11 protein-coding genes and 1 pseudogene are annotated in these 16,731 nt (G+C 60.9%); 6 read left to right on the top strand and 6 right to left on the bottom strand.

Annotated features, from left to right (window positions below; all coding sequences use genetic code 11):
• Positions 1–228: 228 nt before the first annotated feature.
• The gene (locus tag O7A70_RS28015) at positions 229–750 is read left to right on the top strand and encodes a YciE/YciF ferroxidase family protein (protein ID WP_337143247.1); all 522 of its coding nucleotides are present in this window, start codon (positions 229–231) and stop codon (positions 748–750) included.
• Positions 751–2,186: 1,436 nt separating this feature from the next.
• Here O7A70_RS28015 and O7A70_RS28010 read toward each other — a convergent pair.
• Complete coding sequence (locus O7A70_RS28010; protein WP_337143246.1) at positions 2,187–2,522, bottom strand: hypothetical protein; 336 nt, start codon at positions 2,520–2,522, stop codon at positions 2,187–2,189.
• 8 nt (positions 2,523–2,530) lie between these two features.
• Here O7A70_RS28010 and O7A70_RS28005 point away from each other — a divergent pair.
• Both O7A70_RS28005 and O7A70_RS27995 read left to right on the top strand, forming a co-directional pair.
• Positions 2,531–2,971: pseudogene (locus O7A70_RS28005) on the top strand (chromate resistance protein ChrB domain-containing protein).
• Positions 2,972–3,024: 53 nt separating this feature from the next.
• Complete coding sequence (locus tag O7A70_RS27995; protein WP_337143244.1) at positions 3,025–3,885, top strand: DUF1259 domain-containing protein; 861 nt, start codon at positions 3,025–3,027, stop codon at positions 3,883–3,885.
• 216 nt (positions 3,886–4,101) lie between these two features.
• On the opposite strand, the gene O7A70_RS27990 is transcribed toward O7A70_RS27995, so the two are convergent.
• A complete protein-coding gene (locus O7A70_RS27990; RefSeq protein WP_337143243.1) occupies positions 4,102–5,634 on the bottom strand; it encodes an FAD-dependent oxidoreductase in 1,533 nt (510 codons plus the stop codon).
• A gap of 37 nt (positions 5,635–5,671) precedes the next feature.
• Positions 5,672–6,544, bottom strand: a complete 873-nt coding sequence (locus tag O7A70_RS27985; protein WP_337143242.1) for a ferritin-like domain-containing protein — start codon at positions 6,542–6,544, stop codon at positions 5,672–5,674.
• Between the two features lie 614 nt (positions 6,545–7,158).
• On the opposite strand from O7A70_RS27985, the gene O7A70_RS27980 reads away from it, so the two are divergent.
• From O7A70_RS27980 to O7A70_RS27970, 3 genes are all read left to right on the top strand, one after another.
• Positions 7,159–7,821 carry a tetratricopeptide repeat protein gene (locus O7A70_RS27980; RefSeq protein WP_337143241.1) on the top strand — a complete coding sequence of 221 codons (663 nt, stop codon included), beginning with the start codon at positions 7,159–7,161 and terminating at the stop codon, positions 7,819–7,821.
• A 615-nt stretch (positions 7,822–8,436) separates the two neighbouring features.
• Entirely contained in the window at positions 8,437–9,345 is a 909-nt protein-coding gene (locus tag O7A70_RS27975) for an MBL fold metallo-hydrolase (protein WP_337143240.1), read from the top strand.
• A gap of 10 nt (positions 9,346–9,355) precedes the next feature.
• Entirely contained in the window at positions 9,356–9,823 is a 468-nt protein-coding gene (locus O7A70_RS27970) for a metallophosphoesterase family protein (protein WP_337143239.1), read from the top strand.
• A gap of 129 nt (positions 9,824–9,952) precedes the next feature.
• Here the strand turns inward: O7A70_RS27970 and O7A70_RS27965 are convergent, their stop codons facing one another.
• From O7A70_RS27965 to O7A70_RS27955, 3 genes are all read right to left on the bottom strand, one after another.
• Positions 9,953–11,290, bottom strand: coding sequence for an HlyD family type I secretion periplasmic adaptor subunit (locus tag O7A70_RS27965; RefSeq protein WP_337143238.1), 1,338 nt, complete (start codon positions 11,288–11,290; stop codon positions 9,953–9,955).
• 19 nt (positions 11,291–11,309) lie between these two features.
• A complete protein-coding gene (locus O7A70_RS27960) occupies positions 11,310–13,049 on the bottom strand; it encodes a type I secretion system permease/ATPase (protein WP_337143237.1) in 1,740 nt (579 codons plus the stop codon).
• 146 nt (positions 13,050–13,195) lie between these two features.
• Positions 13,196–16,731 (bottom strand): beta strand repeat-containing protein (locus O7A70_RS27955; RefSeq protein ID WP_337143236.1); only part of this gene is annotated, 3,536 nt, incomplete at its 5' end.

Genomic DNA, 16,731 nt, shown 5'->3' with positions numbered 1-16,731 from the left:
ACGCGGCGGCAAGGGCCCGCCGAAGTGATCACCGTCCCAGCCCGTCCCCGTTGCCTCTGGGTTGTCGAATATGAAGATCACGAAATATTTCGACGGGAACGTCGCTTAAGTCTGTCGGTTGTGGTTGTTCGGAGAAGTCGAAACGCCTTCCTCGAATTTCGCTAACTTTGAACAATGGGCGAACGCCGTTCTGTTTGGAACAGCAAGCCAACCGAAGGAGAGACATTGATGGTGAAGAACAGTTCGTCCGGCGCTGCGAACGGCTTGGAAAGCCTGTTCGTGGATGGCCTGAAAGACATCTACTACGCGGAAAAGAAAATTCTAAAGACGCTGCCGAAGATGGCCAAAGCGGCGCAATCGGAAGAGGTGAGCGCAGCCTTCGAAAAGCATCGCACCGAGACGGAAGGTCAGATCGACCGGCTCGAGCAAGTTTTTGAAATGCTAGGCAAGCAGGCCCGGGGCAAGACGTGTCCCGCGATCGACGGCATCATCGAAGAGGGTTCGGAAATCCTCGAGGAATACAAGAACGAGCCGGCACTCGACGCCGGCCTCGTGGCGGCCGCCCAGTCGGTCGAGCACTATGAAATAGCGCGCTACGGCACGCTGATTGCGTGGGCGGAGCAACTGGGCCTGAAAGATGCCCTGCCCTTGCTGCGCCAGACTCTCAAGGAAGAATCCGCCACCGATGAGACCCTAACTAAGCTCGGCGAAAGCGGTGCGAACGAGCGGGCCTTGCAGGCGGCCGCCTGAGGCGCACTGTTGCTCGACCAAGGCACTGCCGCGGCCTCGGCGCGGCTTTGAGAAGACATCATTTCGTGGGCAGCAGGAACCCGCTCCAGAACGCTACACGGAGCGGGTCCCTATTCCCAGCCAAAGCGCGGCTCAGGCAAGCGCTGCTGCGGCCAATGGAATTGCTGAAGGGGTGTTGCCTGCCGCGGCGGGAACGCAAGTAAGTCTTCCAGATAGCACCACCGCCGAATGGAGGAACTCCTCGGCACGAACAGAGTTGCCGACTCTTTGACCGCGCTGTCCTATTCTGGGGAGCGCGGTCAAACCACCCCTGACTGCGCAGGCGGCTCCGGCAAACCCAGCCCCCGCCCACTGTCGGGGCCGCTGTGCTCATCGGCTTCGCTGATCTAGCCGTTGCTCGGGGCGAGCCGTTGTCCCTGGGCGGTTGCCGGCCTCCTGGCCTGTCCCGCCGCACCGTCTCTCCAGCGCCACCTGCAACCGTACCACGGCCAGCAATAGGCTCACCGATATACCTTAGAAGGGCTCGTTCTCGTCCATGGTCTACAACAAACATAATCCAGATTGTTCCGCTGTGGCAGCAATCCCGGGCGTTTGCTCGAGGATCCGGAGCCAGAGGCCGCCTGATCGCTTATGACAGCGGAGGTGACCAGATGGCTCGAAAAGTACGCGTATGGTGAAGGTACGCGCGGAGTCAGACCGTGTGTCGAAAGAACTGCTGGATGGGGAGCGGGCTCAGCGCGCGGCAAAGAAGGCTCGTTTGAAGGCACAACGGGAAGCTCAACAGAATAAAAAGGAACAGAAAAAAAGCTCTTCATCTTGAAGGGAGGGATCGATCACCCCGGGGCCACTCTTTTTCCCATCGGAAGTTTGTCCTTTTCGGCAATGTCGCTGGGAAAGGTCAGGGGCTGCTCAAGCGAGCTGCCAAAAGATTTAAACGGCGTCGCAACATCCCGCTCCCGCCTCGCTATTCACGGCAGCGGCGGGCGTCCCTAGGACTAGTCAAGGGACTTGCCCGGGGCGGGGTGACCCACGCTTTGGCTAGGTTGCAATTTCTGTGCCGTGCGGTTTGTGCTGCGGTGAAACAGCAGCAGACGAAAAAAACCTCCACGTGGCGCCACGCCACGTGCCGCCTTATCCGCGTGGCTACATCGGAGGAAGGAATCGACCACTGTTTGATTAACCTGCGCCTCCCGATAGTGTTCCGGGCGCGAAAAAGCCGCCGGCCGGAGCTAGCGGGCAGTCACGTTGTGAAAACCGCAGGAGTGGCGGCCGCCTCCCGAACCTTGGCGTCTGACACATGTTCCAGCAGATGGCCGAGGACGCATGCAGCAACGCGCTCGACCTGATCCGCATACTCCGACACCCGTCAGCCTGTTTGTGTCTGCGGCGAATAGCAGCTGACGGGGACTTAGATCCGGTCGTTGGGGACTACACACCTAGGACTTTTGCTCTGAAGGAAGAGAAAGCTGTTCCTGTACGGACTGCTCCGTCCTGTCGGCCGCGGACTTGACGATTTCACCAATCTGGTCGGCCACCGTGCCGGCCTGGGTGTCTTGCCGTCCAGCTTCCTGGTTGATCGTCTCGTAGGCGTCTGCGGCAACCTGCTTGGCCTGATCGAGGCCTTGCTCGAGCATGGTCTCCGAGGTGTTGCGAAGCTTCTCGCGATATCCGCCCAGTTGCTCATCCTCCACTGCGGTATGGGGCAGCATGGCGCCTATCGCGGCGCCGATAGCGAGACCGACCTCCGCAACGGCCAAGGGCTGATCGTTCAATAGCTCCTGTGCCGAGCGCCTGGCTTTCGCTGATTGCACGCTTCATCGACAAGGAACCGGAGTTTCTCTTTGTGCCGGCTGATCAGGTGATCCCTGTTGCCCGGGAAATAGGCGCGACGCCGTATGACGTTCGAATTCACGCATGTCGGTGACGGCTGCATTTTTGACACCTTCGTCTCAAAACATGGCCTCGAGCGAGACCCGGCCATCGTGACCGTTGCCGCGATCGTGCGCGGTGCCGACACCGACCGGCACGATCTGACGCCACAGTCTCGGGCCTGCTCGCGATCTCTAGGGGTCTGCGGGATGTGACACCCGATGACCACGAAGTGCTGAAGCAGGGCTTCGTCATCTATGACGCGCTCTACGCCTGGGCCTCACGCCGCAAGTCGGAGACCCACAGTTGGCCACCAGCCTTGAAGCCAGCGCCGCATGACCAATTTGGATAGTGGGGCGGATCGCAAGGAGGTGTCCCATGCATGCAAAACTCATCTTCGGTGCGATGGCGATGGCGATGTCAGCGCTGCTCCAGCCAGCCGCCGCAGCTCCCGATTGGAAAACGGTTGCAAAAACATTCGGCAAATCCGGAACCGAGATGCCCGATGGCGTCTACAGGGTCGGCCTGCCGCGAACCGATTTGAAAGTATCGCTCGATGGAGTAGCCCTTAAGCCTGGCTTTGCCCTTGGCGGCTGGGTCGCGTTCGGACCGATGGGAAACCAAGCAATGGTCATGGGAGATATCGTCCTGACACAGGACGAAGTGAACCCGGTCATGGAGAAGCTCGAAGAAGGTGGGATCGAGATCACCGCGTTGCACAACCACCTGCTGAGCTCGGAGCCGATGACGCTTTACATGCATGTCTTCGGCGAGGGCGACCCGGTCGCGCTCGCCACGGCGCTTCATGCCGGGTTGGCGCTGAGCAAGACGCCGATGGACAATGCAACGCCCGCTGCCGCACAGCCGCAGATCGCGTTTGACACCACCTCCGTCGACCAGGCCATCGGTCGCAAGGGCAAGGCAAACGGCGGTATCTACCAATTCACTATCCCACGGGCCGAAACGATCACCGACGGCGGCATGACGATCTCTGCGTCCATGGGCAGCGCCATAGGCATAAACTTCCAGCCAACCGGAGGCGACAAGGCTGCGATCACGGGGGATTTCGTGTTGATCGCCTCGGAGGTCAAACCCGTGCTGCGTGCTCTGCGCGAGAACGGCATTGAGGTCACGGCTTTGCACAGCCACATGCTCAATGAACAGCCGCGGCTCTTCTTCATGCATTTTTGGGCCAACGATGATGCCGTCAAGCTGGCGCGCGGCCTCAAGGCGGCTCTCGACAAGATGAACCTTGCAGGTAGTTAGCCTGGACTCACGCGGGGATGTGATCAAAGCAGAGGCCGCACAATCGGCGGCCTCCCACCAGCCTTCTCTACCGGACACCGAAGCAACCGACCTTCCGATCCTGCAATCCGCTGAAGATAAGGCAGCAAAGGCGCTGCTGGAAATAGCAAAGGACAAGGTGCCGGACGGCACTTTTGGAGAAGTCGCCTTGCATGTTCATGCAAATTGCCCTTGCCATCATGATGTCGACCGAACTAAACCTCGGATCGCTGGCCCATTGAGGACGGTTCCGTCTGGCGAGAACTGCGAGCCGTGACAGGGGCAATCCCAGCACTGCTCGGTGGAATTCCAGTGCACGATGCAGCCCAGATGGGTGCAACTCGCAGAATGCCTGTGCACCTTTCCGTCGCGGTCGCGGCACACGGCGAGCTTGCTCAAGCCGTCCTGAAGGACCCGCCCCTCACCAGGCTTGAGATCGTCGGCCGACTTGATCTCACCGGGCAGCAAGTAGCCGGCAAGGTTCTTCACCGTCGTAAAGTTCTCATTGACGTAATGCGCGAACGCGGCGGGCGGTGTCCGGTCCGGGGCGTACACGGCTTCCCAGCTGTTCGATCCGTCCACGATCAAGTCGCGGATCAGCAGTCCGGCCAATGCGCCATGGGTCATGCCTTGGCCGGAGTCGCCGGTGGCAACGAAAACGTTACCGGTGCCGGGGCTTCGGCCGATAAAGCCGCAATAGTCGATCGTTTCGAGAACCTGACCAGACCATCTCGCTCTTTCTCTACCAAGATCGGGGAGCAATGCCCTGGTCCAGGCTTCGAGTGCAGCGAAGCGCGCGTCGCCGTCATCCGTTTCGCCTGATTTGTGATCGCGACCGCCGGCGATCAGATAGTCAGTCGTGCCGGGGCCAGGATTGAGGCGGATATAGTAGTATGGATCATCCATGTCCCAGTAGAGCGCATCCGGGAGAATCCCCTTGGCGATATCGAAAGCCATCGCGTACGTGCGGTAGGGGGCCATCTTGCTGTGGATCTTGACCCAGGTATTGATTGGTGAATTCGTGGCAAACACCGCGTTGGACGCCGTGATCGTAGCGCCGCCTTCACATTTCAGGCGAACGTGGTCCCCCTCCTCAATTTCCACGACGGCGCTGTCTGCGAACGCCTTGCCGCCTCGCTTTTCGAAATCAGCCAGCAGCGCGCGAAGGTATTTCAGCGGGTGAAAGGTGGCCTGGCCCGGATAGCGCAGGATGGGCGCCGTTTCATGACCCCTCAGCGGCACACCCTTGCCACGCTCGACAGCAGCTCCAACTTGTACCGCGGCTGCGTACTCCCTGTCGCATTCATCGGCGGCCTCCTTCTCGTCCATCCAGACGGCCGGGAAAAGGAACCCGTCCAGCCGCCGGAGGTCGCAGTCCACCTCCAGATTAGCGACGTGCTGTTCGATGCGGTCGACGGCGGCTTGCTGACTTTCCTGATATCCACGCGCGAGGGCCTCCCCGCGCATATCGACCAGCTCCCGCAAGCCGTCGTCGCAGATGGGCGCCAAATGGGCCGTCGTTCGGGATGTCATGCCGCCGAGCAAGGGCCCTCGATCGACGAGGATCACCTCACGTCCTGCTAGGGCCAGTTCATAGGCGACGGAAACTCCGGCGATGCCGGCGCCAATGACCACCACATCGCAATGCTCGTCCTGCTCGAGGCGGGGAGCGCCAGGGAAGTTGGTGTCAAGCGTCCATAAGGACTTGGTCGCCTCACTGCTGACGTTCATCGGGTTCTCGTCCAGACCACAAGATACATCTCTAGCGCTACGTGCTCTTGAGCTTTCCGTTCATCCCGTTCGGGTAAAACCCGCCCTTGCTCACACCGGACCGATCGGTCAGATAAACGATGCGCAGCACCTCTTGCGGCGTCCTTGTGAAGGCAATCCCATCTGGCGTCGAAGGAACGAAGTTGGCTTTGCCGTCCACATAGATGCCTTGGTCCTTATCCTCAGGTCCATCGAGCTTGTCCCGCGCGTCGGAAATCGCGTTAGCAGCCCTCCAGGCCTTCTCACCCATGCGATAGAGCGACGACCGCGCCATTCCCATGTGGTAGGCCTCGACGGCAAGAATACCAGCTGCAGCAGCCAGGAATTCCTTCTTCTTTAGCACCGTCGCCGCGCCGGCATAGGCGGTCACTCCCACGTCCTCAAACAGCATCCCGCCGAGCACGAAATTCATTTGGTTGGCAAAGGGATCGAAGTCGGCACCTAGGCTCGCCGCCTTCGCGACCGCAGCAAAGCCGCCATCGAAATCGATCGCCGGCCGGTCCACCGCTTCCGACCCAAGTGTCTTCCGATAGAACCTGACATGAGCAAGTTCATTTTCCGCGACTTCCCGCATAAATTCAGCGAGCGCGGGCGTTTCAAAGGAAACTTGTTTGCCGCCGACGACCTCGCCGGGTTTGGATCCAGCGTCGGAGCTGTCGATGCCTTTTCCTGTGGTGCCCCGGAGGTAGTATTCGGCCTCCATGTATTCGAGGTTGAGTGCGAAGCGGAAAATGTCTTCGTCCTTTACGTCATCCTGTGCATGAGCGGGCATACCCGGCACAATGCCGGCGGCTGAAGCGAGCGTCGCTCCCAGACCAAATTTCAGTGCGCGGCGTCGAGAAACGTGAAGCGAAGGCGTGGCACGTGGCATAGCTTCCTCCCTGAGGTCCGCTATCCCACATTCGGCGCCTCAAAAGAGCGGGCCATCACGCCAACTTCGCTCAAGCCCGAATGTTCCTCAACGAAGGAAGATAGATCGGGGGAAGCGCTACAAGCGCACTCAAAACGGTACGAAGACGTGCTTCAGGCTTACTGAGAGTCTGCGGAGTCAAACTCGGCGGAATTTGCGGCTCCTCCACCCATGGTAGCGCCATACGCCAAGGTCCGGCGCAGGATCGAATTGCAGTCCTTTGCCTATGAGGGCCGATCGGTAGACACCCGCCAGATCGCTCGCGAACTGGGCGTGAAATATGTACTGGAGGGTAGCGCCCGACGGGTGGCGGACCGCGTGCGGATCAATGCCCAGCTCATCGATGCACCCGCCGGAGGGCACATCTGGGCGGATCGCTTCGACCGGGACTTTGCCGACATCTTCGCGGCACAAGACGAAGTCGTCGGAAAGATTGTGGAGGAGCTCGCCGGAAAGTTGGCCGCCGCTAACCTGAAGGAGCGTTATCGGCCAACGAACCGGGGGCCTATGATCTCTATCTACGGCGGCGGGCTGAATGGGCACACTCCACGGAGGCGAGCGTTGCGGCCATTCCCTTGTTCGAGCGGGCCATTGCGCTCGATCCTAAATACGCGGATGCCTATCGTTGGTTGGCGATCAGTCAGTGCGAGGCCTGGGTCCTTAGGAACCATCCGATGTACCCCCTTCGTCAGCAGTCTATGGCTTCGGCAAGAAAGGCGGTTGAACTCGATCCCGAAAATTCTGGCACGCATTGGGTGCTCGCGTTCATACTCCTCCTCGAGCGCCAATGGGATGAGTCTGCCAAGGAGTATGAGATTTCGCTCCGGCTCAATCCGAACGACGCCGATGCTTGGGCAAACTTCGGGGATCTGAAGACCTATGAAGGTCTCGGAGTTGAGGCCATCGCCTGCATCGAGAAGGCATTGCGCCTGAATCCTCGCCCGCCCAGCTGGTATTTCTGGTTACTCGGAGAGGCCCAGTCAGCCGCCGGTAACTATGAGGAAGCAGTGAAGACGCTGAGGAATGACGCAACATATCGAACCGAATCCAGGGCTAATTTGGCGTCGATCCTAGCGGTGCTCGGCAGGTTAGAGGAAGCGCGTGAAGAGGCCACGCTATATCTGGCAACAAACCCCCATTTCAAGATTAGCCATTGGGTCGAATCCCAGCCTTATCGCGACCTGGCCTTGCGAGACATGTACCTCGAAGGCCTTCGCAAGGCTGGCTTTCCGGAATGACTTTTTACTCGACGGAGCTTGTTGCCCTTCTGCCATAAGGCTACGGGGACCGATAGTGGTCGCTTTCGTCTCGGAAGCAGATATTCGTGCATGATAACAATGCGTTGCTGGCAGCGGATCTTGTTCCTCACGTAGTCGATCGTGACGTTGCCGGTCGCTGGTGTTGCGCGCTAGGGCGCGTCATCAACTTCACCAGAAGTGACGGCGAAAACCAGCGGGCGTCATCGGCCCGCGATCCGTTTATGCTTCAGGCGAGCCGCCTGACGGCTCGGGCAGGAAGCAGGGTCAGTTTGCGGTGCACCTGACCGCCGAGCTCGCAGGCCTCCTGAGAGGAGGTCAGTTCCGGAGAGCCCGCCGCCAGAGCGCACGACTAACTCCGACTTCCGCCGAGAAGTAACGCAGCGCGATAGCGACCCTCGGTGCCGATTCACTCGCGCTTACTCTTTAGAGCGAGGCAGCCAGCGAGGCAGCAAGCAAGGCGGCATCCTTCCCACCGGCCTTCTCGGCCAGCAAGTTCGCCGACAACTGTTGCGCCAAGCCGGTTAAGCGAAGTCTATCCAGGACCGCTCTTTGGCCCGCTTTGAGGTCTGGTTGCCCGCGAGGTAGACTGCTCGCATGACCTTCAGGCTTATCTTGCTTGGCACCTCGGCCAGCGTGCCCTCGGCCGAGCGCAATCACCCGGCGCTGCTCGTTGAGGCCGGCAGTCAGCGGGTGCTGGTTGATTGCGGGGAAGGCACCCAGCGTCAGCTTCTGCGCAGCGGCGCCGGATTCAGGCGACTTGATCGCCTGCTCCTCACGCACGCGCATTTCGACCATGTGCTCGGGATTCCAGGCTTGTTCTCGACGCTTCGGCTTCGGCAGAGCGAGGACCTTGTGACCGTTTATGGCAGCGCCGACACCCTCGACGTCGTCGCCCGCATGCTCGCTGGCCTTTGGGGTGAGGGACGCGCGCCGATCCCGCTGCAACTCGTGCCCCTTGTCCCCGGACGCGTGTTCGAGGTGGATGAGTTCACGGTCGACTGCTTTCAAGTTCGCCATCGCGACACCGACAGCTACGGCTTCGTCTTCGAGACGCCGGCGCGTCGTCACCTCCGTTCGGACCGCTTGTTAGGTCTGGGCGTGCCAGACGGTCCGATCCGGAAGGACTTGGCCGAAGGCCGCTCAATTTCTCTCCCCGACGGCAGAACGATTGCTCCCGAAGCCGTCCTCGGACCGCCCGAAGCCGGCAAGAAACTGGTCATTGTCGGCGACGTCGAAACCACCGATGGATTGGCCGACCAGGTGAGCGGCGCCGATCTGCTGGTCATCGAAGCCACATTCCTGGAACGAGATGCAGCGATGGCGCGCGACTACGGACATCTGACAGCTGCGGAGGCAGCTTCGCTGGCAGCGGCCAGTGAGGTAAAGCAGCTCGTTCTTACCCACATCTCCGGCCGCTATCGCGACGAAGAAATTCTCGCGGAAGCCGTTCCAACGTTTACGAACAGCGTTGTCGCTACGGATTTCACGACCCTCACCGTCTAATGATAGAGTTATGACGTTCAGAATTGGCATCATCTCGGATACGCATGGCTTGCTGAGGCCGGAGGCGGTGCGTTGCCTGGCCGGGGTCGACCACATCATTCATGGGGGAGACATCGGCCTGCCCGAGATCATCACCGCGCTTCGCGGTATCGCACCGGTTACCGCAATCAGAGGTAACGTGGACACCGGTGGGTGGGCAGTGGAATACACAGAAACCAAGCTCGTACACCTCGCCGGGCGAGCAATCTACGTGCTTCATGATCTCAAGACGCTGCAGATCGATCCGGTTCTCCAGGGCATCGATTTGATCGTGTCCGGTCACTCGCATGTGCCGAGGATGGAGACAGTGGATGGCGTGCTTTATTTGAATCCGGGCAGCGCTGGCCCACGACGGTTTAAGCTGCCTGTCACCCTTGCGACGGTCGACATTACTCGGGACCGCATACAGCCCTCGATGCGGAGCTTGGTAAGCGGCTGAACCAATTCAGCAAACGCCTAACATACGTCCGAGCCTATAGATGGCCAGGCGCGCCGCAACGCGGAGAGAAGCATTTTTCGACGACTGATTAGCGGGAGTTCTCGCCGCGGGCGCTGTCGGACTGCCCCGTCATTTCTGGCGAAACGCTGAGTGGAACGACACAACCAGCGGGCCTAAAATGTAGTCGAGTGCCGTGCGTTGCTCGGTAACGATCATGACTGACGCCGGCATGCCCGGATAAAGCGTGATCTGTGGGGCCGCGGCCAATTCCACCGGATCGACCGCTACGTCGGCGAGGTAATAGGGAAAGCCGGTCTTGGTATCGGTAATGCGATCCGCCGAAATACGGGTGACGCGCCCATGAATTATGGGTATCGAACGCTGCTTGTATGATGTGAAGCGAACTTCGGCGGCCATGTCGGGACGCAGGTTCGATATATCCTCGACGCGAACTTGTGCCTGTACGATCAGTGAATTCTCGGTCGGCACGATGTCGAGGATGGTCTGGCCCGGCGCCACGATCGCACCGATCGAAAAGACGCTGAGATCCATCACTTGGCCATCATAGGGCGCGCGCACTTCGGCCCGGTCCATGGCAGCCCGGGCGGCAAACATCTTGGGTACGAGGTCGGAAAGATTCGATTGCGTATCGATCAGCATGGCCGACAGCTTGGTCCGACGCTCATTGGTCAATTGGGCGATCTGGCTCTCGAGTTCGGCTTTGCTCTGTTGGCTGCCGCCGATCGCGCCGAGGTTATCGTCGATCAAGCCCTGCAAATCCGAGGCGGACCTTTCCAGTTCCAGGATGCGTGGGCGCGTCGTCAATCCGGCCTTGAGCAGCTTCGACAGGCTGGCCTTCTCCTCGATCGTCGAGTTGAGCTGAGCCTGGTAGGACTCGACCCGAGACTGCTTGCCACGTATCTGCTCCTCGAGCTCAGCAATGCGACGCTGGAGTATCTGTTTGGCGCCGGCCATCGAGGCACGCTGGGTTTCCAGATCGGCGAGTTGATTGGCCATCGCATCCTTGAGGTAGTCCTCGTGCTCTTTGAGAATGTCCTCGGGGAAGGCAACAGCCTCGCTGCCGTCCAGTTCGGCCCTGATCCTGGCATCGGTTGCGCGCAACAGCGCATATTGCTGGGCATAGAGATTGAATTCGGACCGAATCCTGGTGTCGTCCAGTTTCAGCATTATGTCGCCCTTCCTGACGACATCGCCATCCTTGACGCGGATCTCCTTCACCGTACCGCCGTCGAAATGCTGTACGCTCTTTCGATTGCCTTCCACCTTGACGATGGCGTCGGCGAGCACGGCGCCGTTCAGAGGGGCAAAAGCTGCCCAGCCGCCGAAAATTCCGAAAAAGGCCATTATGATCAGCAGGCCGATATAGGCCGGCACCCGGATGGAATCCGGAGCCAGGATGCCGGCCTCGCCGGGCAGGCTATGGTAAGTGAGGGCGCTGTCGCTCATCGATCTCTCCGACCATAGCTCATTGGGTCGCCACCGCGATTGGAGCCCCGCGCTGGTTGAGCAGCGCCACAATCTCGTTTCTCATCCCGAAGGCGTCGACGGCGCCATCGCGCAACAGCAGGATCTTGTCGACATTCGCCAAGGTCGAGGGCCGGTGCGAGACGATGATCACTGTGCTGCCGCGGCGCTTCAGCTCAATCGCGCAGTCACTCAGCGCGCGGTCGCCATCAGCGTCTAGATTGGAGCTCGGCTCATCGAGAATGATCAGTTTCGGCGTGCCGAACACCGCCCGGGCAAGAGCGATCCGTTGCCGGTATCCTCCCGACAGCACTGCGCCGCCTTCGCCGATCTGAGTCTCGTAACCCTGCGGCAGGCGAATGATCATCTCGTGCACGCCGGCGAGCCGCGCGGCATCGATCACCTCCTGGTCGACATTGGTCTTGAAGCGGCCGATGTTGGCCGCGATCGTATCGGAGAAGAGTTCGATATCCTGCGGCAGGTAGCCAATGTGATCACCGAGTGCGTCGTGCCCCCATTGCGACAGGTCGGCACCATCCAGCCTGACTGTGCCGCGGCTGGGTTGCATGACGCCGGCAAGGTGGCGCGCCAGGGTAGACTTGCCGGCGCCGGAAGGGCCAACGATTCCGAGCGCCTCGCCAGCCTCCAACCGAAACGACACGTCGCGCAGAAGCACTTTCTGCTGGCTCTGAATTGCAAAGCTTACCTGCTCGACGGAGATCGTGCCGCTGGGCTTGGGCAGGTTGAACGCTCTTTCCCTCCGCGCGCCCCCGTCGACCAGCTTCTCGACCCTTGCAAACGCTGCCCGAGCCAGGATCAGGCTGCGCCAGAGGCCGACGATCTGCTCGACAGGCTGCAACCCCCTGCCCAGCAGGAGACTCGCCGCGAACATGGTGCCGCCGGTAATCTGCCTTTCGATGACCAGATACGCGCCGAGGCCGAGGATCAGCGATTGCATGGTGAGCCGCAGGAAGCGGATCAGGCCCGACATCAGGGCGGCACGGTCGCTTGCCTCCGCCTGGCGCCGCAGTGCCAGGTTGCGGTCGCGGCCCCAGCGGCGGATGAGGCCGTCGATCATCCCCATGGCGCGAACGACTTCCGAGTTCCTGAGGCTCATTTCGGTGAAGTTATAGTTGTTCGTCGCCAGCTCGTTGGCCTGCTTTAGCGGCGAGCGCACGAGATACTCGTTGAGCACGGCCATGCCTATCAAGAGCAACGAGCAGCCCAATGCGAAGAAGCCGAGCCACGGATGCAGCAGGAAGATGATGCCGATATAGATGGGCGACCATGGCAGGTCGAACAGGGCGTGGATGCCGCTGCCGGTGATGACCTGCCTGAACGTATCGAAGTCGCGGATTGGCTGGCTCGGCGAGGAGCCGGGGGACGGAGTTTCGACGGACGCGGCGAGGATCTTTGCCGAAAGCAGCCGGTCGAGCCGCGCGCTGGCGCGTGTCAGGATGGCGGCGCGCACAAGGTCGAGGCCGGCAAGAGCCAGGAAAGCGGCAAGCAACACCAGGGTGAGCATCACCAGCGTGGTCTCGCTGCCGCTGGTGACCACCCGGTCGTAGATCTGCAGCATGTAGAGCGGGGATGCGAGATAAAGCAGGTTGATCGCCAGGCTGAACGCCGCCGCAAACAGGAAATAGCGGCGGCAGGCGCGAAGCGCTTCCCTCACCACCTTGGATTTGCTGTCGAGACCCAAAATACCCAGCGGAGAACCGCCCCCCTGTCCAAAATGCATGCCCGGACCCGATACTACTCCCGATCCTTCCGCGGGCCACCCGATGTGCACGTAAAGCTTCCATAAACCTTAATTCGTAAGCTAAACGCTCGACCGGCGCAGAAACCGCGCGAGCCGCGCGTGATTGCGGGCTCGCTCTCTTTCCGTCACACGAACTCGCTCGTTCCCACGGCTACGCCCGTCAGCGTGAACTCCGGATTGTAGGTGACGACGGTATGGCCTTCGCCATCATCGGCAAGCCTGAAGCCGTTTGCATCATAGGTGCCGAGCAAATGCAGCGTGGCATTGTGGGCGCCATCGGAGACCGTCAACGTGCCGCCGCTGCCGTCCTGGCTGGCCTGATAGGCAACCGTCGTGCCGGTGCCGAACAAGACGTCGTTGAGGTCCAGCTTGTCGTCGTTGGTGATGCCGCCGATCCGTCCGCTGTAGTCAAAGGAGTCATCGAGTTCCAGCGTGCCGGCCGCGTTCTGCGCGAAGGTGACATCCGTCGACGACGCTGCGCCGAATTCCAGCTTCGACAGGTTGCCGATCGTGGCATCGCCGTCGCCGGTGACTTCGCCGTGGATGACGATGTTGCCGCCATTGGCCGAAAGCATGCCGGAATTCGCGATCCCGCCGCCGACGATCAGGCTGCCCGAACCGGTTGCTTCAAGCGTGCCGGAGTTGATGACGACGCTGCCGCCGGTGTCGATGACCAGGGCGTTGGTGCCCGAAGCGATGATGGTGCCCCTGTTGTCGAGGCCGAGCATACCGTCGCCCAGCTGGCCGGCGCCCGAGATCGTGTTGTCTATATTGATCAGCGAGACGTCCGGACCGGTGCCGGAGATGACGTTGAAGGCACTGTCGGACAGGTCAATGTGTCCGCCGCCTTGCAGGGTCGCCCCATGCTGGATGACCTGCAGCAGCGTATCGCCGCCGACCGACTCGAGCGAGATGAGGCCGCTGTTGTTGATTATGCCGCTCAGCGGCAGCAGAGCGCCGTCGCCGATTGTCATGGTGCCTGAATTGTTGACCACCGGTGTCTGGTCGAAGACGAAATTGCTTCCAGTCAGCGCGCTCGAGTGGACGCCGTCCAACGTGATCGACTGTCCATCGCCGAGCGCTATCACCGCATTGCCGTGGGCGTCATCGGCGATATGCGTCTGGAGGTCGGCGAAATCCGTCAATCCGTTATAGCCGATGAGATCGATCTGGTCGGCGGCTGCATCGAAATTGTGCACCGTGTCGGCGCCGATCGGTTGCGAGAAGACGAAGAGATCGTTGCCGTGGGAGCCGGTCAGCACGTCGTCACCTGACCAGGCAAGGATCGGCGAGCCCGGGGCATAAGCCTCGACATTGTCGGCGATCGACGCACTGCCCAAGGTGCCGTCGGCGTTGGTCCAGGTCATCTGGACGTCGAGCACGGCGGCGCCGGTGAATTCGGGCGGCGTGGTGACGGTCAGGCTGTGCAAGTCGTTGGTCTGTGTCGTCCAGCTTCCGTCGGTATTATGGGTCGCGCCGTCGATGGTCCAGCCCGAAGGCACGTCCTTCACCGTGACGGTGATGAGGGCACCTTCATGTGAGGGGTCGGTGAGGGCAAGGTTGATGGGCTCGCCGGAGGTGCCGGCGGGAGCGGAAAACTTGGAATTGCTCTGATTTCCACCGTTTGTGTTGAAGATTACAGGGTCCGACGCAGTTCCGACATTATTAGCGTTGTCCACAACTTTCGCAGTTATCTGATGCGTATCGTTATTGATCAGGGCAAACGGAGCTGTGCCATCGGTGAATTCGTGGACGTAGTTTCCATTTACCGCAGCTTGCATTTCCGCAGCAGTGAACGTGTATAGCACCGTTGGCGAACCACCATTGACGCTATCAAGAATTTGGACGCTTTGAATGCCGCTTACATCAGTTGCGTGCACAGTGAACGTCGATTGCTGGTGACTCTGCGACAACAGATGACTTACCGAGACGGTGGGAGGTGTTGTATCACCACCCGTCACATTGATCGTCGCTGTAGCTGTACTGGTATCCGCGCCTCCATTGACCGTACCGTCTCCATCAACCAACGTGTAGGTCACCGTCTTGGCGATGGTGGGGCTGGTCGCGTTGGAATAGAGGATGTGATCTACAAGCGCCTGCACCGCTGCGGGTGTGGCACTGGCGTTCAACGTGACGACGAGATTCGACCCATTCGAGCCACCTGCAAACGTTCCGATTAACGTGCCCTGGTAGGTGACACTGCTGCCACTGGTGCCGATCTGGCCCGCGCCGTTGCCCTGGTTCTGGATCGTCAGTTGGTCCGCCGCCGCGCCGTTTGTGGTAAATGCGACGGTCAGCGAGCCGCCGCCGAAATCGGCCGAGTCGATATCCGTTACCGTTCCCGAAGGCGCGATCGCTGTTCCTGCCGATCCGGCCGTGTAGTTGATACTTGTGGAAGTTCCTGAGGTTCCGCTGTTCAGATCCAGTGCTGGTGCGTCGTTGGTTCCGAGGATGTCGATGTGCACCGAGGTGTGAGTGCCGTCGGCGCTGACAACGTCAAAGTCTTCGACGTAATGCTGACCGGCGACGAACTCGTCATGCGCCGAGGACGCGGCATAAGTCCAGGCACCGGCCGCGTTGATTGCGAAGGTGCCATAGGTCCCAGCGGTGCCGCCTTGGGCGACGAAAGTTGCCGGGCTGTCGACGTCCGAGATTGTCAGCGAACCACTAGTGCTGATCGCCGCCGTCGTATTGCCCTCGGTCCGGTTGACCGAGGCGGAGGAGAGCGCCGCTGAGTCATTGGCGCCGTTGATGGTGACGGTAAGCACGGCGGTGTCGGTCAGGCTGCCGTCGCTGACGGTGTAGTTGAAGGTGTCCGTGGTCGAGCCGCCCGTATTGAGCGCCTGCACCGTCGCGTCGTTCTCGTTGACCACATAGGTGTAGCTGCCGTTGCTGTTGAGCGTCAGCGTGCCATGCGCGCCGACGAGGCCGAGGCCGACGGAACCCGCAGTGCCGGCGCCTTCGACGCCACCGGTGCGGATGCCGCTCACCGTCAGGCTTGCGCTGTCGATATCGCTGTCGTTGGTCAGCACGTTGCCGGTGCCGTTGTTGCCGCCGGAGCCGTTGAGGGTGCCGCCCTTCTCGGTGGCCGCGACAGCACCGAGGCTGGCGCTGGTGTCGTTCACACCAACCGGCGCGTCATTGGCGCCGTTGATGGTGACGGTAAGCACGGCGGTGTCGGTCAGGCTGCCGTCGCTGACGGTGTAGTTGAAGGTGTCCGTGGTCGAGCCGCCCGTATTGAGCGCCTGCACCGTCGCGTCGTTCTCGTTGACCACATAGGTGTAGCTGCCGTTGCTGTTGAGCGTCAGCGTGCCATGCGCGCCGACGAGGCCGAGGCCGACGGAACCCGCAGTGCCGGCGCCTTCGACGCCACCGGTGCGGATGCCGCTCACCGTCAGGCTTGCGCTGTCGACATCGCTGTCGTTGGTCAGCACGTTGCCGGTGCCGTTATTGCCGCCGGAGCCGTTGAGGGTGCCGCCCTTCTCGGTGGCCGCGACAGCACCGAGGCTGGCGCTGGTGTCGTTCACACCAACTGGCGCGTCGTTGGTGCCGGTGATGGTGATCGCCACCACCTGGGCGACGAGGCCGCCATGGCCGTCGTCGACCTGGACGGTGAAGCTGTCGGCGAGATGCTCGCCAACGGCGAGCGCGTCGACCGCGC

Origin of the sequence: Mesorhizobium sp. Cs1299R1N1 (assembly GCF_037179655.1) — a bacterium.
GTDB classification, from domain to species: domain Bacteria; phylum Pseudomonadota; class Alphaproteobacteria; order Rhizobiales; family Rhizobiaceae; genus Mesorhizobium; species Mesorhizobium salmacidum.
Note: the sequence above shows the minus strand (reverse complement) of the source record. Positions and strands in the feature narration are given on the sequence as shown.